The 20,888-nt window shown below is 55.6% G+C and carries 22 protein-coding genes; 6 read left to right on the top strand and 16 right to left on the bottom strand.

What is annotated here, in order from left to right; genetic code table 11:
• The first annotated feature begins 13 nt into the window (after positions 1-13).
• The gene (locus AC6IZD_RS08565) at positions 14-535 is read left to right on the top strand and encodes a DUF1569 domain-containing protein (protein WP_497787272.1); all 522 of its coding nucleotides are present in this window, start codon (positions 14-16) and stop codon (positions 533-535) included.
• Here the strand turns inward: AC6IZD_RS08565 and AC6IZD_RS08560 are convergent.
• The 4 genes from AC6IZD_RS08560 to AC6IZD_RS08545 form a co-directional block, all read right to left on the bottom strand.
• Positions 525-1,019, bottom strand: coding sequence for a hypothetical protein (locus AC6IZD_RS08560; protein ID WP_497787271.1), 495 nt, complete (start codon positions 1,017-1,019; stop codon positions 525-527). The two genes, AC6IZD_RS08565 and AC6IZD_RS08560, sit on opposite strands and share 11 nt — an antisense overlap.
• A 216-nt stretch (positions 1,020-1,235) precedes the next feature.
• Positions 1,236-2,162, bottom strand: a complete 927-nt coding sequence (locus AC6IZD_RS08555; protein WP_497787270.1) for a prepilin peptidase — start codon at positions 2,160-2,162, stop codon at positions 1,236-1,238.
• A gap of 81 nt (positions 2,163-2,243) precedes the next feature.
• Entirely contained in the window at positions 2,244-2,693 is a 450-nt protein-coding gene (locus AC6IZD_RS08550) for a hypothetical protein (protein WP_497787269.1), read from the bottom strand.
• Between the two features lie 88 nt (positions 2,694-2,781).
• Positions 2,782-3,912 (bottom strand): BON domain-containing protein, encoded by a 1,131-nt coding sequence (locus AC6IZD_RS08545; RefSeq protein WP_497787268.1) that lies wholly within the window; start codon positions 3,910-3,912, stop codon positions 2,782-2,784.
• 223 nt (positions 3,913-4,135) lie between these two features.
• Here AC6IZD_RS08545 and AC6IZD_RS08540 point away from each other — a divergent pair, with 223 nt between their 5' ends.
• Positions 4,136-4,945, top strand: coding sequence for an ABC transporter ATP-binding protein (locus AC6IZD_RS08540; protein ID WP_497787267.1), 810 nt, complete (start codon positions 4,136-4,138; stop codon positions 4,943-4,945).
• Between the two features lies 1 nt (position 4,946).
• Here the strand turns inward: AC6IZD_RS08540 and AC6IZD_RS08535 are convergent, their stop codons facing one another.
• From AC6IZD_RS08535 to AC6IZD_RS08500, 8 genes are all read right to left on the bottom strand, one after another.
• Positions 4,947-5,588, bottom strand: a complete 642-nt coding sequence (locus AC6IZD_RS08535; RefSeq protein WP_497787266.1) for a riboflavin synthase — start codon at positions 5,586-5,588, stop codon at positions 4,947-4,949.
• Between the two features lie 14 nt (positions 5,589-5,602).
• A complete protein-coding gene (ribD, locus tag AC6IZD_RS08530) occupies positions 5,603-6,796 on the bottom strand; it encodes a bifunctional diaminohydroxyphosphoribosylaminopyrimidine deaminase/5-amino-6-(5-phosphoribosylamino)uracil reductase RibD (protein ID WP_497787265.1) in 1,194 nt (397 codons plus the stop codon).
• Positions 6,797-6,799: 3 nt separating this feature from the next.
• Positions 6,800-7,765, bottom strand: coding sequence for a signal recognition particle-docking protein FtsY (gene ftsY / locus AC6IZD_RS08525; protein ID WP_497787264.1), 966 nt, complete (start codon positions 7,763-7,765; stop codon positions 6,800-6,802).
• A 44-nt stretch (positions 7,766-7,809) separates the two neighbouring features.
• Entirely contained in the window at positions 7,810-8,841 is a 1,032-nt protein-coding gene (locus tag AC6IZD_RS08520) for an NAD(P)H-dependent glycerol-3-phosphate dehydrogenase (protein ID WP_497787263.1), read from the bottom strand.
• 6 nt (positions 8,842-8,847) lie between these two features.
• Positions 8,848-9,480, bottom strand: coding sequence for a glycerol-3-phosphate 1-O-acyltransferase PlsY (gene plsY, locus AC6IZD_RS08515; protein WP_497787262.1), 633 nt, complete (start codon positions 9,478-9,480; stop codon positions 8,848-8,850).
• 21 nt (positions 9,481-9,501) lie between these two features.
• Complete coding sequence (gene thpR, locus AC6IZD_RS08510; RefSeq protein WP_497787261.1) at positions 9,502-10,074, bottom strand: RNA 2',3'-cyclic phosphodiesterase; 573 nt, start codon at positions 10,072-10,074, stop codon at positions 9,502-9,504.
• A gap of 2 nt (positions 10,075-10,076) precedes the next feature.
• Positions 10,077-11,321 carry a competence/damage-inducible protein A gene (locus tag AC6IZD_RS08505; protein ID WP_497787260.1) on the bottom strand — a complete coding sequence of 415 codons (1,245 nt, stop codon included), beginning with the start codon at positions 11,319-11,321 and terminating at the stop codon, positions 10,077-10,079.
• Positions 11,322-11,400: 79 nt separating this feature from the next.
• Positions 11,401-13,185, bottom strand: coding sequence for an FG-GAP repeat domain-containing protein (locus AC6IZD_RS08500; RefSeq protein WP_497787259.1), 1,785 nt, complete (start codon positions 13,183-13,185; stop codon positions 11,401-11,403).
• A gap of 304 nt (positions 13,186-13,489) precedes the next feature.
• Between AC6IZD_RS08500 and AC6IZD_RS08495 the strand changes: the two genes are divergently transcribed.
• The 3 genes from AC6IZD_RS08495 to cydB are packed head-to-tail and all read left to right on the top strand — an operon-like array spanning position 13,490 to position 16,496.
• On the top strand, positions 13,490-14,059 hold the full coding sequence (locus AC6IZD_RS08495; RefSeq protein WP_497787258.1) for an RrF2 family transcriptional regulator: 570 nt from the start codon (positions 13,490-13,492) through the stop codon (positions 14,057-14,059).
• Positions 14,060-15,448: a cytochrome ubiquinol oxidase subunit I gene (locus AC6IZD_RS08490; protein WP_497787257.1), complete on the top strand. Its 1,389-nt coding sequence runs from the start codon at positions 14,060-14,062 to the stop codon at positions 15,446-15,448.
• A gap of 1 nt (position 15,449) precedes the next feature.
• Positions 15,450-16,496: a cytochrome d ubiquinol oxidase subunit II gene (gene cydB / locus AC6IZD_RS08485; protein ID WP_497787256.1), complete on the top strand. Its 1,047-nt coding sequence runs from the start codon at positions 15,450-15,452 to the stop codon at positions 16,494-16,496.
• A gap of 63 nt (positions 16,497-16,559) precedes the next feature.
• Here cydB and AC6IZD_RS08480 read toward each other — a convergent pair whose 3' ends face one another.
• Entirely contained in the window at positions 16,560-17,276 is a 717-nt protein-coding gene (locus AC6IZD_RS08480) for an SDR family oxidoreductase (RefSeq protein ID WP_497787255.1), read from the bottom strand.
• Between the two features lie 299 nt (positions 17,277-17,575).
• Between AC6IZD_RS08480 and AC6IZD_RS08475 the strand changes: the two genes are divergently transcribed.
• A complete protein-coding gene (locus tag AC6IZD_RS08475; RefSeq protein WP_497787254.1) occupies positions 17,576-18,880 on the top strand; it encodes a tetratricopeptide repeat protein in 1,305 nt (434 codons plus the stop codon).
• 136 nt (positions 18,881-19,016) lie between these two features.
• On the opposite strand, the gene AC6IZD_RS08470 is transcribed toward AC6IZD_RS08475, so the two are convergent.
• The 3 genes from AC6IZD_RS08470 to AC6IZD_RS08460 form a co-directional block, all read right to left on the bottom strand.
• Positions 19,017-19,295, bottom strand: a complete 279-nt coding sequence (locus tag AC6IZD_RS08470; RefSeq protein ID WP_497787253.1) for a helix-turn-helix domain-containing protein — start codon at positions 19,293-19,295, stop codon at positions 19,017-19,019.
• 86 nt (positions 19,296-19,381) lie between these two features.
• Positions 19,382-19,936, bottom strand: coding sequence for a CvpA family protein (locus tag AC6IZD_RS08465; RefSeq protein WP_497787252.1), 555 nt, complete (start codon positions 19,934-19,936; stop codon positions 19,382-19,384).
• 5 nt (positions 19,937-19,941) lie between these two features.
• Positions 19,942-20,856, bottom strand: a complete 915-nt coding sequence (locus AC6IZD_RS08460) for a phosphoribosylaminoimidazolesuccinocarboxamide synthase (protein WP_497787251.1) — start codon at positions 20,854-20,856, stop codon at positions 19,942-19,944.
• Positions 20,857-20,888: the final 32 nt, after the last annotated feature.

Genomic DNA, 20,888 nt, shown 5'->3' with positions numbered 1-20,888 from the left:
AATGGATGCATGGTTGGCAAGTCTTCGAAAGGAAATCCAAGACGCAACCGCAGCTCTGAGCGATCTCGATTGGACTCGTGCCCCGGAGGGGCGTTGGAACAGCGCGCAGATTCTTGAGCATTTAGGTCGCAGTTACGGGACAACAGCGAAAATGCTCGAACTCTCAGTGGCAGCGAACGGCCGGCCTCAAATTCGCGCTGCTAGTATCGGGGAGCGAATTGGCCGGCTGATTGTCGTGCAATTTGGGGTCTTCCCGTCAGGAGTGAATGCCCCTGCGATCGTGCGACCCATCGGCGAGTCTGGCCCGGTGGCGTTGCAGAGAGCGCTGGGCAGTCTGGAAAGGATGGATGTGGCGATCGCATCGGCTGAGAAGCGATGGGGAAGCGATGATCCCATTGCAATGCACCCTATGCTCGGACCGCTTACGGCAAAACAGTGGAGGAGATTCCACTACCTGCACGGAGTTCATCACATGAAGCAGGTCCGGGCGCGTTCAGCGCCCACGGAAACCAGCCGAGTTGCTCTTAATCAGTAACGTGCGGAACTCCCGCATGGCGAGCGGCTTCCGCTGTGTCCTCCAGAGCCGCAGTGAGCTTTGTGATCAGGTTGTTCTGCTCTTCAATCTGATCGCTAAACGCGCGTTGATCCTGATCGTATCTTGCGGAGTTCTCCGATCCTCCCGATGTCCGCTGGTACAGGAACGAGTGTTCAAGCTGCTGGTTCTTGAGCTTTGAAAGTTGAGCTCGGGCCTGATCAAGTTGCTTGCGCAGCTCTGCGAGCCTGTTCTTGTACTGCTTGTTGATCTCCTCGCTGCGCTTTTGGCGGTCAGCTTCCTCTTTGTCTCGCTCGGACCTAGAGTCGCCTTTCGCCTTCGCTTTCGGTTCACCGGAGGGTGCCTTGGCGGTTCCGTCCGCGGGTTCGACTGCATCTTTCTCGTCCGCCTGATTGCCCGTCGCGTTTAGCACGGGTTCAGAGGGGCTTGGCGCGAGATCGTCGTTTGTGATTACGCGTGGATGCATGCCGCTGCGTTGGCGTTCAGCACGACAGCTTCTTGCTACTTCACCAAGAGATTGCGCGAACGCGGTTGAGAAACCAAGACTCAGCAAAGCACAAAGACACAGCCAACGAAGGCTCATAGAAGTCCACCTTTGATATCGTGCTCTGTATTTTAGCGCTGAGAGGAAAGTTAGGGCAGAGCCTTAGATGAGTTGGTAATTACGGAAGTTCACACGAAGTTACCTGACTATCGAAAACAGGTCCAGGTAGGCTCGAATTAACTGCGCTCCATAGAACCAAGCGACGATCGACATGCTACACAGGAATACCCCAAATGGGATTTCGACACATCGCATTGCGGTCTGCGCAGCTTCCCAGGCGCGCGATGTCGCACGGGTTTCCAGAAAAACGCGATACCGAGAGACGCGCTTACGGAATACGGTCAGTAATACGAACACCCCGTAGAATCCGCCTAGCAACGATGCGACACAAAGCACGAAAAGGGTCAGCATCGGACCCAAGAACGCCCCGGCCATTGCCATTAGCTTCACATCGCCGAACCCGATCCCTTCAACCTTGCGCAACTTTACATACACCCAGCCGACTAGGTAGAGAATCCCGGCTCCGAGCGCCGCCCCGACCAGAGCGTTTAACAGGGATCGAATCCCGATTTGGAAAATGACTGCCGTGACACTGTGAAGAGGTAAAAGGTAAAAGGCGGGGCCAGGTACTTGGACGAAGAAGCTGAGCAGGATGGCGATTCCGAGGCCGGGTAACGTCATTGCATCTGGCAGGAGATGTGTTTCAGCATCTGTGAACGTCAAGCCAAGAAAAAGGAAGCAGAGCACGCATCCCTTGATTGCCAAGATCGTGGGGCCAGCCTGTAGGTATGAGAGCAGGAACAACAGTCCACAGATTAGTTCTACGATTGCGTACCGGGGCGTGATACGCGCGTGGCAGTGCCGACAGCGACCTCGAAGTATAAGCCAGCTCAATACCGGGACGTTGTCATAAGCCGCGATCGGAGTGGCGCAATTGGGGCAGGCAGACCTCGGAGAGACAACCGACAACCCGAGCGGCAATCTGTAGATGCATACATTCAAAAAACTGCCGAATATCAGGCCGAACAGTAGGAATCCGGCTCCCAAAATCCAATCAGGATTCACTCGCAATCTCGCTTATCAGGGCTGAGTCCGATTATAGGGGAGGAGACCTGAATCCGGGAGTTACGAAAGAGGCTCGGGGCGCTAAGCTGCACGAAGCATGGTTTGGCGTGTGATGCTCCCGGGGAAGATTCCTGCGTTGGTTGGCACGGGTGGGAATTCCCCAATCCAGTTCAGCTTTGAGCGATTCACAAGCCGAAGTTGCGGTCGTCCGTCGTCGCGTATCAGGTACCCTGCGCAATCATCCCTTTTCCTCTTTCTCCAATCGCTCAGGGCTGTCACTGCTTCTGGACTGAGTTCCTCTCCGGGGAGCAGCAGAAGAAGCCAATTGTGGAAAGCGTCCATCGCGTATGCACCAAGTGTGACTCCAGGAATCTGAGTCTTGCCGCGAGCGCGGTACCGAAGGCACAGGCGTTGCGCACCCGGTTCGCCATTGTGCACAACCAGAATGTCGGGAGCTATGGTCGCTGCCCGTAGAGTAGCTGCCAAGCCTTCCGTTTCGAGGGCGGGAATGAATATGGTGAATTTCGGCATTGCCGTATGAGAAGGTCAAGCTTGAGACACAGTTGTCCTCAAACGAGAAAAGCCCCACTCTAGGCAGAGTGGGGCAGGGTATTGCGAACTACTCGACTCGGGGTCTGCCAGCGTTCCTGTCGTTCCTACTCGATGGCTGCACAGTAATAGGCTGTGCCAAATGGAAGGTGAGCAGCGACTCGGGCCCGAGCTTAATTTGAGCGGCCTTGATCGCGGCCTGTGTTACGCCACCGGCTCCAGCGCCGACGGCAGCTCCGATGCCAGCACCCTTACCACCGCCGGCGATTGCGCCGATGATGGCACCCAGCGCAGCTCCGCCTCCTACTTTCTCAGCGGTGCCTTTACCGCGCGCCTCAGTCTGCTTTGACCATTGGTTTGAGTGAATTTGGTACGAATGTCCGTTATAGGTAATCTTCGTCAGTTCGATCGTCAGCAGACCCGAGCCTCTGAAGCGTCCTGCTGCGTGCACATCAACAACTCGTCCGAAAACGTCAGCATCGGCCGGAATCACGGTCTGACCGTCCACCTGCACAGGAGAGTTCAAAGTGGCATGGAACGCGTCGCCGGGATTGGATGTCTCAGAGTCGAGTGTGTCGAGCATACGGATCGCCAGCGCTGTTCCGTCAGGAACTGTAACCCTCGCCGGTGCCGGAGGGGGCACAGGTGCGGATTGCTGCGGAGGCGGAACGTTTTGCGAGTACTGCGTCGAGTTGGACGTCTGAGGCTGCTGTCGCATCATCTCGGACTGGGAGCCATACCCGTTCTGAGCGCTTTGGGTGTTGTTGCGCTGCCCAGCGCTGGGCTTACGAGCATTCACACCACGCGTCGTGGTTGCCGGTTGCGCTGCGGGCGGCTGGCTGGGCGTAGGCTGTGGATTGGAATCCGCGAGTGGTCCCTGCTGCTGCGGAGCGGCGTTGTCCGCCGCCTGTACGGTGAGATTGTTCACCACTGTGCGGACGCCATTTACGTTCGCAGCATCGTTTGCCGCAGCACCGCGCTCCGCTTCGCTAGTAACCGAGCCTGACAGCGTGACAACACCGTTAGCCGCCTGGACGGAAATCTGCTTGTTCCGGATTGCCTGGTCGGCGTTGATCTTGCCTTGAATATCGCTCGCCACTTGGGTATCTGTGCGAGTCTGGGCTTTATTGCAGGCGGTGAATAGTAGCCCTACGGCCAAAACTGTTGGTACAAATAAAGTTCGAATCGGATTCGTCCTCATTGTCGAGTCCTCCTGTCTTGCGAGGCTTACCTGAACAGTTCGATGCGGCGGACAGATCGCCCCTCCTGCATCCGAACGATTACAGATTATATAAACACCGATCTCGTTAGAAGTCGCGCACGATGATCTGAGTTCTTGCCCTGCACTAAACTTCGCAAACAGGAACAAGGCTCAGGAACCCGGTGAAAAGAACACATTTCCGCGATACACTCAGGCCAACGATATGACTGAGATCGACTACAGCCGACCCTACATTCTTTTCGACAACGTTAGCAAGGCGTTCGGTGAAAAAGTGGTTTTGCGCGATGTAAGTTTCGACGTGAAGGCCGGAGAAACCGTTTGCATTCTAGGGCGCAGCGGCGTCGGCAAGTCTGTGTCCTTGCACCACATAATGGGATTTTTAAAGCCGGATAGCGGACGGGTGTGGGTGGCCAATGAGGACATCACCGACTACCCCGAGAAGGAGTTAGAGCGCATTCGCAAAAAGGTGACCATGGTTTTCCAGAATGGTGCCTTATTCGACTCGCTCACCGTTGGTGAAAATGTCGCCTTCCCATTGCGAGAGCGCGGTGACCTCAACGAGTCTCAGATCTACCAGATTGTCGATGGGCTTCTTGAGATGGTAAACGTAGGCGAGTATCGAGACCAGTTGCCATCAGGTTTGTCCACGGGGATGAAGCGCTCCGTGGCGATTGCACGCGCACTGGCCGCGCAACCAGAAGCGATCCTTTACGATGAGCCGACCACAATGGTTGACCCGCTCACGGCCCATTTATTAGGGAGTTTGATCAAAAAGCTGAAGTTCCAGTTGAAGCTCACGAGTATTGTGGTGACTCACGATATGGCTCTTGCAAACAAGATAGCCGAGCGCATCGTGTTCCTCCACGAAGGCAGGGTGATCTTCTTCGGCACGCCAACTGAGATGGCGCAATCCAAGCTCGAAATCGTTCGTGAGTTTCTGGAATTGGACACGCTGGATCTGGACTACTGGCGAGGGCCGAATGGTCCAGCGGCCCCGCCCCCAGCCTATTAGCTTAAAAGCCTTTCGCTACCAGTGTTCCTGCGTGGAGCTCTGATTTCCGATCCCGCGCAGTCCACTTCTCAAGATATTTCGCGACAATGTCGGTTTCGATGTTCACCGGATCGCCGGGCTTCAGCGTGCCTAAATTTGTGCATTCCACCGTGTGCGGAATGATAGCTACCGTACACCGCAGACCCTCCAGTTTGGCCACCGTCAGGCTGATGCCTTCAATCGCGATTGAGCCCTTGAACACCAGGTACTTCTCCAGGTCAGCAGTAACCTGCACGTGCAGCCAATAACCGTCAGAGTTGGCGATGCGTTCAAGTGCTTCCAAGCGTCCGACACCGTCCACGTGTCCCTGAACGATATGGCCGCCCAGCCTTGCATTTGCGGCGAGTGGCAGTTCCAGGTTGACCGAGGCACCGGGGTGAATTCTTGAAAACGAAGTGCGCACCCAAGTCTCGGGAGCAAGGTCAGCCGCAAAGGAAGTAGGCGTGATGTCGAGAGCTGTCAGGCAGACACCGCTCACGGCGCAACTGTCCCCGGTGCGAAGCTCCTTGGTGACATTCGCTGCCTCAATCACGATTCGACGATTCTCCCCGTGCTGATCAATGCGGGAGATACGTCCCACTTCTTCGATAATCCCTGTAAACATGAATTCAGCTCCTGTCAGCCCTGGGGCCGGAGTGGTTGATATGGATCACGTAAATAAGCCTCAATGGCGAAATCTTCTCCGAAGCGCTCAATCTTAACCTTGGACGAGCGCAGATCGCACCCCTCTGGCAGCCCGTTCTGTCCGACCAGCCAGGGTACGGCGCCAACTGGGCCGAAGATTCTCGGAGTGAAGAACAACATGAGCTTATCGACGACTCTTGCTCGAAGGCATGCCCAGTTCACCACAGCGCCGCCCTCGACCAGGATGCTTGTAATCTGCTCGGTCCCGAGCATCGCAAATACGCGATGGAGATCGGGACGTCCTTCATGCGGCGACTGCTCATTCGCCGAATCCGGAGGCTCAATTTCTACCTGCTGGACTCTTACCCCGCGGGATTCGAGCGCGCGTCGTTTATTCTCTTCTGCAAAAGAGCAGAACACGACGACATCATCCTGCGCGGTCTCAACCAGGCGTGAACTCAAAGGAAGGCGCAAGCGTGAGTCGAGAATCACACGTAGCAACGGACGTCGCCGTGGCAGTCCACTTCGATCGGTCAACAGCGGGTCATCCGCGATCACTGTTCCTACACCCACGAGGATGGCGTCCGATGTATGGCGCATTTCGTGCACGCGACGGCGTGCGGATTCGCCGGTGATGTAGCTCGGATTGTGCGGAGCTCCGACGACATGCATCCCAGATTCGCTTTGGCCTGCGATTTTTCCGTCGAGCGACATCGCGGCTTTGAGCGTGACAAAAGGAAGACCCGTACGAATGAACTGCGTGAAGCTCTCGTTCAGACGCTTCGCTTCAGCCTCGAGCAATCCAACCTCGACCTCAATCCCAGCGGCGCGCAGCTTGGCAAAGCCCCTACCCGCAACGACGGGATTGGGATCTTCCATGCAGCAGACCACGCGGGCAATACCAGCTTCGATCACCGCGTCCGCGCAAGGGCCGGTACGCCCGACGTGTGAACATGGCTCAAGGTTCAGATAGAGTGTATTACCGCGAGCGAGCGGACCGGCCTGCTCAATCGCAAGCACTTCTGCATGCTTACGATCTGCAAAGATGTGAGTGCCGCTGCCCACGATGCGACCACGTTCGTCAACAATGATCGCGCCCACCATCGGGTTTGGAGAAGCCAGCCCGAGCCCGCGTTTAGCGAGTTCGAGCGCTTGTTTTAGGAATAACTCGTCCGCCGAGATCGCCATCGTTTAGGAGAATAGGGAATCGACGAAGTCGACTGCGTTGAAAGGAATCAGATCCGATTGTTTTTCGCCAACTCCGACGTAGCGCACTGGCAAATTCATCTCGCGTGAAATGGCGACTACCACGCCACCCTTGGCCGTGCCATCCAGCTTCGTCAGAACAATTCCAGTGACGCCTGCCGCCTCGGTGAACACTTTTGCTTGCTGCAGTCCGTTCTGTCCGGTCGTGGCGTCCATAACCAGCAGAGTTTCGTGAGGCGCACCCGGAATAACCCGCTGCGCTGTGCGGTACATCTTTTCGAGTTCGGCCATCAGGTTCAGCTTGTTATGCAGGCGGCCAGCGGTATCCACTATGACGTAGTCGGTCTTGCGTGCCTTTGCGGCTTGCAGTGCGTCAAACAGTACCGCAGAGGGGTCTCCGCCTGGCTTTGTCTTGATCACCTCAGTGCCCGTGCGGTCACCCCAAATTTCCAATTGCTCGATAGCCGCGGCGCGGAATGTGTCGGCTGCCGCAAGCAATACGGTCTTGCCTTGTGCCCGCAGTGCGTTGGCCAATTTGCCAATGGTGGTCGTTTTCCCAACCCCATTCACTCCGACCACGAGAATGACTTCCGGGGGGTCGGCGACGACTTTTGGCTTGCTCTCGGCAGCGCTATTGAGAATTGAAAGCAGTTCCTCTTTCAAAACCCGCTTTAGTTCAGCGACGTCACCAATCTGCTTGCGATTGACCTTTTCACGCATCGCTGCCAGAACTTCTGTCGTGGTTGCAGATCCCAGGTCCGCCGAAATCAGCGTCGCCTCGAGGTCATCGAGAGTGGCGGCGTCGATTTCCTTACCAAAACTGACAACCTCCTCGATACGATCCGAGAGGTTCTCTCTGGTGCGAGACACAGCCTGCTTCATTCGTTCAAAGAACGATGTTTTCTTTTCCTCGGGCTGCTCTTGTAGGCTTCCAAATAGCGTCTGGATCATTACGTTCTCAATTATAGCGGGCGGTGCTAAACGATTGTCTCAGGTTAAACCGTGCTCAGAGCGCTTTCCTGTGTAAGCGGCCGACTCATAAGGTCGCGTATAGCGTCGCTCGGGGCCTTGCCATTCTCCAGAATCTCATTCATCTGCTCGATAATTGGCATTTCCACACCCACCGACGATGCTAGTCCCATGGCGGCCCGCGTGGTGATGACACCTTCCGCGACCATCCCGTGCATGCCAGCTATGATTTCGTCCAGTTTGCGCCCCTGGCCTAACTCAAAGCCAACGCTTCGATTACGGGAAAGGCCCCCGGTGCACGTGAGCACAAGGTCGCCCAACCCGGACAATCCAGCCATGGTTTCGGCGCGTCCACCGCAGGCAACTGCCAGTCTGGTCATTTCGGCCAGTCCACGAGTGATGAGGCCCGCCAGCGTGTTATGCCCGTAACCGACTCCGTCCACAACGCCCGCCGCGAGAGCAATAACGTTCTTCACCGCTCCGCCCAACTCAAGCCCTACAACATCATCATGCCGATAGAGGCGGAATTGCGAATCGCTGAAGGCCTCTTGTATGAGTGCTGTCAGTTCGCCGTCAGAAGATGCGACTGTTAGTGTCGTTGGATCGCCCGACGCGACTTCCCGGGCAAAGGTCGGTCCGCTTAACGCGCACAGGCGCGGATGAAAGCTGTTTTCACCTTCGCTCAGCACGTTGGTGATCACCTCTGTCATGCGCAACAGGGAATCGTTCTCTATTCCCTTTGTGGCCGAGACCAGCAGTATCTCTGGGCGTAGCAGCGGCTTCATCTGCTGCCAAACCCGGCGAACATGATGAGATGGCATCACGCTCAGGACGATGTCCGCGCCAGCGAGCGCTTCGGCCAGGATTTGGGTCGGCTCGATCGTCTCCGGCATCGGACAGCCGCTTAGAAACGGCTCGTTTACATGCTTTGTGCAGATAGACTCGACAACATCCTTTTCATATGCCCAAAGCTTTACCCGATGAACGCCACCACGCGCGAGTGCAATTGAAAGCGCTGTGCCCCACGCACCCGCACCAATTACTGCAATTCTTGCCATTGAAGACTATGCCTTTCTTGCTCCGAAGCGACTTTCAGTGCCTGCCAGAAGTCGTCCGATGTTTTGGTGGTGACGAACTATAACCAGTAATGCGACCGCTGCACACATGGCCAATGCCGGTCCCGGGAACTCGTCTCGCTGGAGCCACCACAATGCAACAGGAAAAGTTGCTGCCGCCAGAATAGAACCCAGAGAAACGTAGCGGGTGAAGGCGACGATTACGAGGAACAGGATCAATGAGATTAGAACAGCCTTCGGCGCAACAGCTAGGAACACGCCAAGACCGGTAGCTACACCCTTTCCACCTTTGAAGCTGAGCCAAACGGTGAACATGTGTCCGATCACCGCCATCAACGCCGCAAAGGCCGCGAGCGTGTGAAGTTGTGCAGGGCCAGAGGTGTTGAGCGGCAGAACTTGCACCAGGAAGACTGGCAGCCAGCCCTTGAAGGCATCGAGAACAAGTGTCGCGATCGCCAGTCCTTTACCGCCTGTTCTGGCTACGTTGGTCGCGCCGATGTTGCCGCTGCCGATCGACCGCACATCAATGCCCTGAAACACGCGCACAAGAATGTAGCCGAAGGGAATAGAGCCGAGGAGATACGAGCAGACAGCCACGGCGATCAGAGTTGAAGTGTTCATCTCACATCCACCACAAGTCGCTTACCCGGCCAGCGGGAAGCGTTCAAGCTTGCGATAGCTCGCGCCGGCAGGCGACAACTTGCTTTCATATAAAAAGAATTCGCGCGCCGTCATTGTACCGAACTCTGGCGTGGGACTCGATGACACAATTTTGGAGAGCTGTGCAAATACTTCCGAAGGGCGCTCTCCATGTATTGGGCGTGGCCGGCCCGACCCGGTGCGCGCCAGCGTCAGATGCGGAGAAAACTCTCGCTCCGGAGTGAATCCAACCGCTTCCAATGATTCATTTACCGAACGCGCCAGTCCTGCGATTTCGGGCGAATGAATACCGGCCCAGAAAATGCGCGGTGCTCGCGAGTTCGGAAAGAAACCTACCTCGGCAAGTCGTACCTGGAACTGACGAGCCTGCACAGTATGTAAGCGCTCCACGATAGGACCCGCCGATGGGACCTCGCCCAAGAACTTCAGCGTGATGTGATAATTGCTGCTCTTCACAAAGCGAACTGCTGGCAGGCGGGGTTGTAGCGTGCGCACGTAATCATCCAGCCTTTGCTGAATGTCCTCATCGATGTCCAATGCAACAAAGAGGCGCATAGTTACCTGAGCTTACGGCGCAGCATGTCGAGTGACAATTGGGTGGCGTACCAGCGAATCCGCTCGCGGTCGCCGGGGAATCTGCGCTCGACCACATCGGTGTGTTTGCCATCAGCTAAAGCAATGAACACAAGGCCAACAGGTTTTTCCGGTGTGCCGCCCGTGGGCCCAGCAATCCCCGTTATGCCGATACCAAGTGTGGTGTTGCAGCGGTGACGAATACCCTCGGCAAGCGCGGCTGCCACAGAACGGCTGACGGCTCCATCACTCGCCAGAAGGAGTGGCGGAACATTACAGAACTCGCGCTTTAACTGATCAGCATAAACGAGAGCTCCGCCAAGAAAATAGCGTGATGATCCGCTCACGCGTGTGAGCCGTTCTCCGAGCAGTCCGCCAGTACAACTCTCGGCCACCGACACGGTCGCTCCCCGCATTTGCAGAAAATATCCCACAATTTGTTCGAGCGATTCGCCGCCGGATGAGAAGACTTCATCGGCAAACTCGTCTTCGAGCAGCGAAGCGAGTTTCTCAACCTTTGCTTCCGCCTCCTCTTGGCTTGTAGCCCGTGCCTTCAAATGGAACTGCACCTCGCCAGCCTTAGCCAGAATCGTCGTTTGAATGTCCGGAAATTGCTTGTAGATTTTCGCCGCGCGTTGATCGGCGGTGGATTCCGCCACCATAGCGAGTTTCAACTCACAGGTCGCAAGGTGCTCCTCAGGCAGCACAAGCTTCAGGCGCTCGAAGCAGTGATCGTTGAACATACCTTCGAGCTCAAACGGCGGACCGGGAAGCAGGATCACGATGCGACGCTGCCCCTCGTAGCTAGTATCGATCCACTGACCGGGAGCACTCCCGCGTGGATTCTTTAGAAGTTCCGCTCCCTGAATGTAGTCGGCCTGCTTGACGTTGTTCTCAGCGATCCTCATTCGCAAGCTGGCAGCACGGGCATAAAGCGCCGCTACCATCTCGTGATCGCGTCGCAGTTCGCGGCCCAAAGCCTCTGCGACGCACTCGCGCGTGAGGTCATCCTCGGTAGGCCCAAGGCCACCGGAAAAAAGCACAATCTGAGCTCTCGACAGAGCAATACGGCAGGCGTTCAGCAGATGTTCTGGACGATCGCCAACAATCGTCTTGAAAGTGACTTCCACTCCAAGCTCATTGAGGCGTCTCGTCAGAAACAGGGAATTTGTGTCCTGACGAAATGGCGTCAACATCTCGGAGCCAACAGCTACGATCTCAGCATTCACATTAACAGTGTAAACCGAACACTCCTATGCCAAAGCAGTTATCAGGCAGCATGTCCCGTTCGCCAAACAACCACCCACTTCAGCGCACTGTAATGCTCACTGAACTGCTGAACGCGCCATTGTTGTCCCAGCCCTTCACAACGATCTTATGGATACCGGTCGCCAGCGTGTACTGCTTGTAGATCTTCGAAGTGCTCACGCTTGTTCGCAGCACGCCGTCGATGTACACCTGCAACGCTTTCAGGCTCGTGGAAAGGGCGGCCGCTGATACTGTCACCGGATTGCTCACCGTGTTGCCATTCGTAGGCGAGCAAATGTGGACTGTCCGATTCACCGTGGCTGTGCACGTCGGGGCGGCAACAGTGATAGTGAAACTGCTACTGAATGGGCCAGATTGGTTCCATGCCTTGGTCGTCAGCTTATGAGTGCCTAATGGCAAGGTGAGCAGCGTGCTGATTCGGTCGTCTCCGGTTGTAAACGCCGAACTTGAATCCACGTACACCTTCATGCCACTGATTGCCGTTGTTGACCGTGGTGTCGCGAGAATCCTCACTGGGTTCGTAACTGTACTTCCAGCCGTGGGTGCACAGACGTGAACTATAGAACTCGACGGCAGGGAACACGTAGGGATTCCCGAAGTTGTGTTCAGAAACAGATACACGTACCCGAGGTGATCGACGGCAGCGAAATCCATCCGGCCATCTTTGTTGAAATCGCCCGTGACCAGCGAAAACAGTGAACCGGGTGTAGACATCACCGCAGTTGGCGTGTTGAATGTGCCATTCGCGTTCTGGGTTGTAATCGAGACTCCATACCAGTCATACGGAGCAGCGAAGGGAGACGCTGTGGCGCTCACCACTACATCCTTCAGCCCGTCGTTGTTGAAGTCTGCCGCGGCTGCGGAAAACGGTACGGAGTAATCAGCTGGCTGAGGGTAGGCATCCGGCAGACCTATGCTGCGCGGTGTCCCGTGCCCGGGGTTGTAGATGACGTTCGTGCCGTAGCAGGGAGTGTGGCATCCCGAGAACGGCAGCAGGTAGTCCAGATACCCATCCTGGTTCACATCGGCCAGAGTCAACTGGTTGGCAATGGTGAAGATTCCTAGATCGACATTCTGAAACGAGCCTCCACCATTGTTTCGGACGTACCCGTATGCTCCGAGTTCCACGTCGCTTCCGCCACAACACTCAGTAAACGCGATATCCGCGCGGTTATCGCCATTCAGGTCCCCTACCGCAATGCTGGTCACGAAATAGCCCGCTTCATAGGATTCCGGCACGTGCCCGATATGATTGAGTGTCTGTGCGCGAACAAACCCTCCGGCTCCATTGCCGTAAAGCAACGTGAGGTGATTGTTTGCAACTGTATTTCCTCCACTATTCGTTTCCGTTGTAGCCCAGAGGGTCACAATGTCAGGATTCCCGTCGCGATCCATGTCACCGGTCGCGATAGCAGTGGGGTTTGTACCAGCGCCGGAGAGCGCTGGTTGAACACGGAACGTACCATCGCCGTTTCCGAGCAGAAGTATGACCTGCGAAGTGTTGTTGGTCGGGTGATTCAGCACAACGAGGTCTGGCTTTCCGTCACGATTGAAGTCAGCCACCGCTAGATCAGTGAGGTGAGTCCCAGCATTTGTGTCAATTCGACGGAATGTCCCATCCCCGTTGCCCAATAGGACCGTAACAGAGCCGTCGCTGTTGGCAGTTGCCAGGTCTGCCACGCCGTCATTGTTGAAATCGGCGCGCACCAATCTCATGGGGCCGCGACCCGTCGCCAGTTGAGTTTGGGCAAAAGAAACGGCGAATGCCGCCACCGGGAAGAGAATGGCAAGGAAACAGCAGAACACTAAAACACGCCGCGTCACGAAATACCTCAGCGAAGCAAGACAGGACCTCGCTCAAGCAGAGATTCGAGGGAATAAAGACAGGTTGTACATCACTACCTGAGCCTCTCCCACCCGAAAGGGAACTGCACCTCAACAGGATTCATACGTCGTTGTTGCGTGTGTAAGGCCAGAGTTTTCAGTCAGAACTGGGGAGCGTGCCGTACCAGTGAACCCCGGATGTGACAGAAGTCACAGTGACATGAGAGGTGAGTCACCGAAAAAGCAGTTCACAACCCCTATTGTTCAAACCGGACTGAATGGGTCCAGTTTGTCGTCATAACCTATGCAACTAACCCGTGCCGCCGATTATGCAGTTCGCGTGATGATTCACCTGGCCTCTCAGCCAGAGGGTGCCATTGTTTCTAAGAAGCTTCTCGCGCAAGCTGCCGATGCTCCCGAGAGCTTCCTCTCCAAAATCCTTCAATCACTTGCTCGTGCAGGAATGATTCAGACCAGGCGTGGGGTGGAAGGTGGATTCTCGCTTTTGCCTCGTGGAATTCAAGCTTCGATGCTCGATGTAGTTGAGTGCATCGATGGACCTATTGCGCTGAATGTTTGCGTCACCTCTGGAACGTCATGCCGACGTCAGAGCAAGTGTGCAGCGCACAACGTTTGGGTTCGTGCCCAAGCGGCAATGCTTGCTGTTCTACAAGAAGCAAAAATCTCTGAAATGAGTTCCGCTCGGACACTTTGTGAGTCCGGGGCAGAACTGTCACGAGTCATCGACTGCGCAAGCACTACTATGACGTGTGTTGATGACCTCTCGCCGAAACCGAAATGCAACACGCGCACGCGGTCATCTTGCGAGGTGGCGTCGTACGCGTTAACACAGAACTCAAATTCCGAAATCTAGATGGGGTGGACTATGGACTCCGCCGTATTGATACATCGATTACATTTTGCGTTTACGGTTACGTTTCATTATCTCTTTCCGCAGTTAACGATGGGCTTGGCTCCCTTGGTTGTGGCGCTTAAGACCATCGGCGTTTGGAAGGACGATGAGCGGTTTAACAAGGCAGCGCGCTTCTGGGCCAAGATCTTTGGAATCAGTTTCGTGTTCGGTGTCGTCACTGGCATCCCGATGGAATTCCAATTCGGCACCAATTGGTCCCATTTCTCGAAATACGCTGGTGGCGTTATTGGACAGACGCTCGCGATGGAAGGCACTTTTGCTTTCTTTCTTGAGTCTGCCTTCCTTGGTCTTTTCCTGTTCGGAGAAAAGCGCCTGAGCAAGATGGCTCACTGGTGGACGGGCGTAGCGGTGTTTCTAGGTTCGTGGCTCTCGGGTTACTTCATCGTTGCCACCGATGCTTGGATGCAGCATCCAGTGGCTTATCGCACGACCGCTGATGGGGCTGTGACGCTGACCAGCTTCTGGGGACTTGTTCTGAACCCCTGGGCTATCTGGCAATATGCGCACAACATGGCGGGAGCTGCCGTCACTGGCGCATTCGTAATGGCCGCCGTGGGTGCCTATTACGTGCTCAGCTCGAAATACGTTGAGCAGGGCAAGATATTTCTGAAGGTCGGCGTGATCTCGGGAATCGTTTCCTCTCTGCTCGTGATCGGTCCCACGGGCGACGGTCAAGGACGCAACTTGGCCGCGTATCAGCCTGCTTCGCTTGCCGCGATGGAAGCTCACTTCGACACGAAGACTGCGGACCTCGTCATTCTTGGCCAACCAAACGTTGACAAGAAGACAATCGATAATCCGCTAGTCGTTCCCAAGGCGCTCAGCTTCCTCGTGAGCCGCGATTGGAACGCGAAGGTTAGCGGTCTGAGCGCATTCCCCGAATCGGAATGGCCAACCAGCATCCCGTTGCTGTATTACGCGTACCACATCATGGTCGGCCTGGGCACGATTTTCATGGCCATCATGGCGATCTCCGGTATTCAGTTGTGGCGCAAGAAATTGCACGAGACGAAATGGTTGCTGTGGGTGGTCATGCTTAGTTTCCCGCTGCCTTTCATCGCCAACACCGCTGGTTGGATGACGGCGGAGATTGGCCGCCAGCCATACCTCGTCTACGGACTGATGCGCACGATCGACGGCTTCTCGAAGACTGTGTCGGCCTCCAACGTTTGGTTCACCTTGCTCGGATTCCTGGGCATGTACACCCTGCTGGCGATTTTGTTCCTATTTCTGGTGCAAAGGGAACTCGCGCACGGGCCGGAGCATGTGGAGGCTGTTGAACCCGCTCGCGTTGTGAGCGGAAAAGCCGCTCTTGCGGGGAGGAACTAATATGGGATTTCTCTGGTTTGCGATTATCTCCGTAATGCTCACCTGCTACGTCATCCTGGACGGCTTTGACATCGGGGCTGGTGCGCTTCACCTAATTCTCGGACGTACTGACGAAGAGCGCAGGAAAATTATGCGTTCCATCGGTCCTGTGTGGGATGGCAATGAGGTTTGGTTGCTGGCAACGGGCGGCGTGCTTTACTTTGTCTTCCCGCAACTTTATGCATCGAGTTTCAGCGGCTTCTATCTGCCTCTGATGATGGTGCTTTGGTTGCTGATGATGCGCGCTATCGGACTTGAGTTCCGCACGCATATCGAAGACAGCATTTGGGCCAGCTTTTTCGACGCAGTGTTTTCGATTGGCAGTCTGCTGCTCGCCATTTTCTACGGAGCAGCGTTGGGAAATGTAGTGCGCGGTTTGCCTCTTGGGCCGGATCACTACTTCTTCCTGCCATTGTGGACCAACTGGCGCGTAGGTGCGAACCCTGGAGTTCTAGATTGGTACACGGTGCTTTCTGGCGTAGTAGCGCTGGTTGCGCTTGCGATGCATGGTGCCAACTACCTGGTCGTAAAGACCGATGGCGCCCTGAACCAGCGAGCACGCAAGACTTCTCTCCTGCTAACTCCGGTTCTGATCGTGCTTACGCTTCTGAGCTTGGTCGCGACGCTTTCAATTCATCCCAACCTGCTCGCGAATTACAACGCATTGCCGATCGGATACGCCATTCCAGTGCTGGTTTTCGCCAGCTTGGTAGGGGTGATCGTCTTCCAGAAGCAGGGCAAGGAAGTCGCTGCCTTTGTCTCGGGTGCGCTATATCTGGCCTTCATGCTGGTCGGGGCCGTGTACTCGCTCTACCCGGTTATCCTGCCCGGCGTGGATCCGCAGTACAACCTGACAGTCCAGAACTCGATCACTGCTACCTACGCGCTGCAGGTCGGGCTACGTTGGTGGCTCGTCGGCATTGTGATCGCGCTCGGGTATTTCGTGTTCCTGTATCGCATGTTCCGCGGCAAGGTCGTAGTGGAATCTCATACTGGATACGGTGAATAAACAGTTTGCAGTCGCAGCAGTCGCAATAGAGGCCGCCTTTCGGGGCGGCCTTTCTCTTGTGTTCTACGGTTTCTGCGTCGGACGAAGGACAATTTCGCTGATGAATGATTGGGGCCGCTGGGTCACGATCGTGGCGACAGCATGGGCGACATCGGCTGGAGTAAGCATTCTCTCAACGTCTCGTCCCGTGTGCTCCGAGAACTCGGTATTCACCGATCCGGGAGACACCACGCTCACCCGGATGTTGCTGGCCCGCAGTTCCTCAGCCAGGGAATAGGTCAACCCGTTCAAACCCCATTTGCTCGCCGCATAAATCGCCGCATTCGGCAGAGGATTCCTCCCTGCGATCGACGAGATGTTGATAATGTGCCCGCGTCCGAGTTTTATCATCCCGGGAGCGAAGGCCTTCACTGCAAAGAACACTCCTCGCAGGTTGGTATTCATAATCCGGTTCCAGTCTTCTGCCGTGCAGTCGAGCAGCTTTCTGCCGGTAAGGCCAATTCCCGCACAGTTGACCAGAACCTCTGCTGACCCGCTCTGGGTCTCGATCTCGTTTGCGACCTGCGCTACCTCTATTTCGTTTTCAAGATCACAGACCTTTGCTGTGCAGACGCCGCCCTTATCCGAGATCGCTTTCGACACAGCCTTGAGCCGCTCGCGATCTCGACCGAGGATAATGGTCGCGAAGCCCAATTCTGCAAGCTTTGCTGCGATGGATGCCCCGATGCCTCGGCTGCCTCCGGTTATGACGGCAACTGGTGAGGAATCTAAGTGTTTCATGTATCTCCCTCTTGAAGAATTCTGTTATCAGAAACTAGGATTCTAGGTGGCATTTGCGATGACGCATTCAGAAATTCTGGCACCTGCATCCAGGCTGTTCTTGTTCGGGAACTATATGCTGCTAGGATACTTGCCTTAACTGCCTGTGCGTCCCTATAATCGCGTTCTCAGCGCAATGCGCTAGTTCGCTGATTCGAATACCGCCTTCTGTTGTATCCGGCAGCGTCCGTTTGTACATCTTACGGAGCGGCTGTCGTGGTTATGTCGCAGATTCCGCATAGTTCTTAAGGAGCAAGAGAATGAAGAAGTCCCTTATTGTGTTGTTGCTTGCTGCCGCCAGCGTGGCAGTGCAAGCGCAGGCCGCCCCTGCGGGACAGCAGCAACCTGCGCCGGGAGCGCCCGCCCCAGGAGAGCAGCAGAAGAAAGTCATTCAGGACCCGAACGAGTACAACGCTTATGTTGCTGCGGTCAACGCTACTGACCCGACACAGAAAGCTCAGATGATGGAGAGCTATCTCCAGACCTATCCAAATTCAGTGATGAAGGAAGATGGCCTGGAACTTCTCCTCAAAACCTATCAGCAACTCAATAATGCTCCGCAGATCAAGGCGACCGCGCAGCGCCTGCTACAGGTGAATCCTAATAACCTGACAGCCCTTGCGCTGCTCAGCTACTTGGATCGCGCACAGGCTCAGGCAGGCGGACCGGATGCGGCCACCGCTTTGCAGGAAGCCGGAGAACTTGGCAAACGTGGTTTGCAGGCTCTGGAAACTGCAAAAAAGCCTGAAGGTTACAACGATGATCAGTGGAACCAGATGAAGAATTCGTTCCGCGTGATCTATCTCGGTTCGGTCGGACATGCCGCTCTTCAGGCGAAGGATTACCCGACCGCTCAGCAGAACTTGAAGGAAGTCGTAGCCGCGCAGCCAAATGATGTAAACAGCATCTACCTGCTCGCGCTCTCCTATCTCACGCCGAAGCCGCCTGTGGTCGATGGCCTGTTCTGGATCGCCAGAGCTGCGGCCGTCTCCGGAAACCAGCAGCTGCTCGCCTACGCGAAGAGTCAGTATGCTCGTTATCACGGTGGAGACGCTGGTTTTGACGAATTGCTGAGCACCGCGAAGAACGACACTACGATCCCCTCGGGGTTCACAGTGGCTCCCGCGCCGTCTCCTGCCGATCAAGCAGCCGACATGCTGAAGAAGAGCACCCCCGAGAAGCTGTCCTTTGCCGAGTGGCAGTTCATTTTGACCAGCGGCAATCAGCAAGCCAGCCAGCAGGTTTGGACGGCAATCAAGGGTAAGCCGGTGCAACTCGTTGCGGCTGTCGTTGAGGGCGGACGTGACTCGTTGAGACTGGCCGGGAGTGCGGATGACATCGAGGCCAAGAAAGCTGACATAACTCTCACCTTGAAAGAACCATTGCCAGCAGCACGTGTGCCGAAGCCGGGCACTCAGGTCGTTGTGCAGGGCGTTCCAAGCGAATACACCGCTCAAGGCGACGCTTTCAACCTCACCTTCACGAACGGAGAGGTTCTGAAGGGCTTGCCTGAAGCTGGCACTACGACAAAGAAGCCAGCTGCAGGTGCACGGAAAACGCGATAAGCGGATTTTTGTCTCAGTAAGGGACGGCGATTTACTCGTCGTCCCTTTTTTGTCCGCCCAAAGCAAATTGCTTGCAAAAGCATCGGGCCGCTCGAGGGCGGCCCTTATCGGTGCGTTGCTGGGTTGGTGATGTTTGCTAGCGTGCGACTTTCTTTTCCATTGCGAGGGGGCGTTCGCTCTTCGGAGGACGCCGTGCGCCCGCGCGTACAGCGCGCACATCCAATTCCAGCTCTGCGATGGTGCGACTCAATGTATTGCGATGCATGCCTAGCTGTTTAGCCGCCTTACATTGGTTGCCATTGTTCTGCTCCAGCACTGTAAGGATGAACCGCTTTCTGAACTCACGCACAGCCTCTGAGTAGAGGATGCCGCTCTGGTACATCTGCGATATAAGAGCCTCAAGTTGGTCCTTCACCGAGGGCCTCTCTTTCCTAAAATCTAATAAAGTATGAATTGCTCGGGCTAACCCAAGCCTGACTACGTCTTATAAATCTGTGGTCGTTAAAGCACATCGACCTTTTGATGTCCTGTCGCACCGGAGCTATCGTGTTTTTGATCCAGCGTTTTCAGGCCATCACGAAATCTAGTTTTGAAGTCCCCAGGACCGGCATAGATCGCCGCCCGCCCTGCGACCAGAAAATATTGCGCGAAGCTGGATTTGGCCAAGGCGGTAGAAGTCGGTAAGAAACTCGCCATCACCATTACCAGCACCATCACTACCAGAGCCCCCCGGAGGAATCCGAAGGCTGCACCGAGCAGGCGGTCAAACCAGCGAAGTCCCACACTCTTTGTGGCCCATCGCGCAATCCGTCCAGCGACTCCGGCGAGGATGATAATTGCAATAAAGATCAACAAGAACCCCGCGCCGCTTGCGACTACGTCGCTCTTGACGTATGGGGCAATGTACTTCGCCGCAACTGGATATTCCCAAGCTGCCACAATGTAACCGAACACTGTGCCGACCAGCGAAAACAGTTCAAATACAAATCCCTGCGCTGCGGCATGGACTGCCGATAGCACCAGGATCCCAGCAATCAGCCAGTCCAAGCCGTTCATGACGTTCAGCCTCGGGGAAGTTCTTTCCCCGTAAGTCGCCGATAGGCTTCCACGTATTTCGCGCTTGTGTTCTTTTGCACTTCTTCCGGTAGGGCCGGAGCTGGCGGCTTTTTCTCCCAGCGAATCTGTTCTAGGTAGTCGCGCACGTATTGCTTGTCGTAGCTGAACTGCGCCTTGCCGGGCGCGTAACTATCCGCGGGCCAGAACCGCGAAGAATCAGGAGTCAGGACCTCATCCGCTAAAATGATTCCGCTTGAGGTCTGGCCAAACTCAAACTTCGTGTCAGCGATGATGATGCCTTTCGTTGCGGCGTAGTCCGCGGCCTTCTTGTAAATCGCGAGACTCAGGGTGCGCAACGACTCGCTATCAGCAGAGCCGACATGCTTCACCATTTCGTCGAACGAGATGTTTTCGTCGTGCCCGCTTGCGGCTTTAGTCGCTGGCGTAAAGATCGGCTCTGGAAGCTTATCGCTCTCGCGCAAACCCCTGGGGAGCTGAATGCCGCACACAGCACCAGTCTGCTGATATTCTTTCCAACCTGAGCCGACCAAGTATCCGCGAACGACACACTCCACCGGATACATATCCGCGCGTACAACTAGCATTGATCGGCCCCGCAACTCGCGCTCGTACTTCTTCAGCGGTTCCGGATACTGATCAACATTGGCCGTCACCAGGTGGTTGGGTACAACGTCCTTCAGGAAATCAAACCAGAACAACGAGAGCTGTGTCAGTACTCGTCCTTTCTCGGGAATGCCCGAAGCAAGGACGTAATCAAATGCAGAGATCCGGTCCGTGGCAACGAAGAGCAAGTGCTCGTTGTCGACACGATACACGTCGCGAACCTTTCCGCTGGCATGAAGTTCAAGGTCAGGGAAGTCGGTCCGAAGAAGAATATTGTCGCTAGGTTTGGTAGTCACGGTGGTTTCGAACGATTCGAGAAACGATTCTA

It is taken from the genome of Koromonas humicola, from assembly GCF_059726255.1.
The sequence above is the reverse complement of the archived record's forward strand: the minus strand, read 5'-3'. Positions and strand labels throughout refer to the sequence as shown.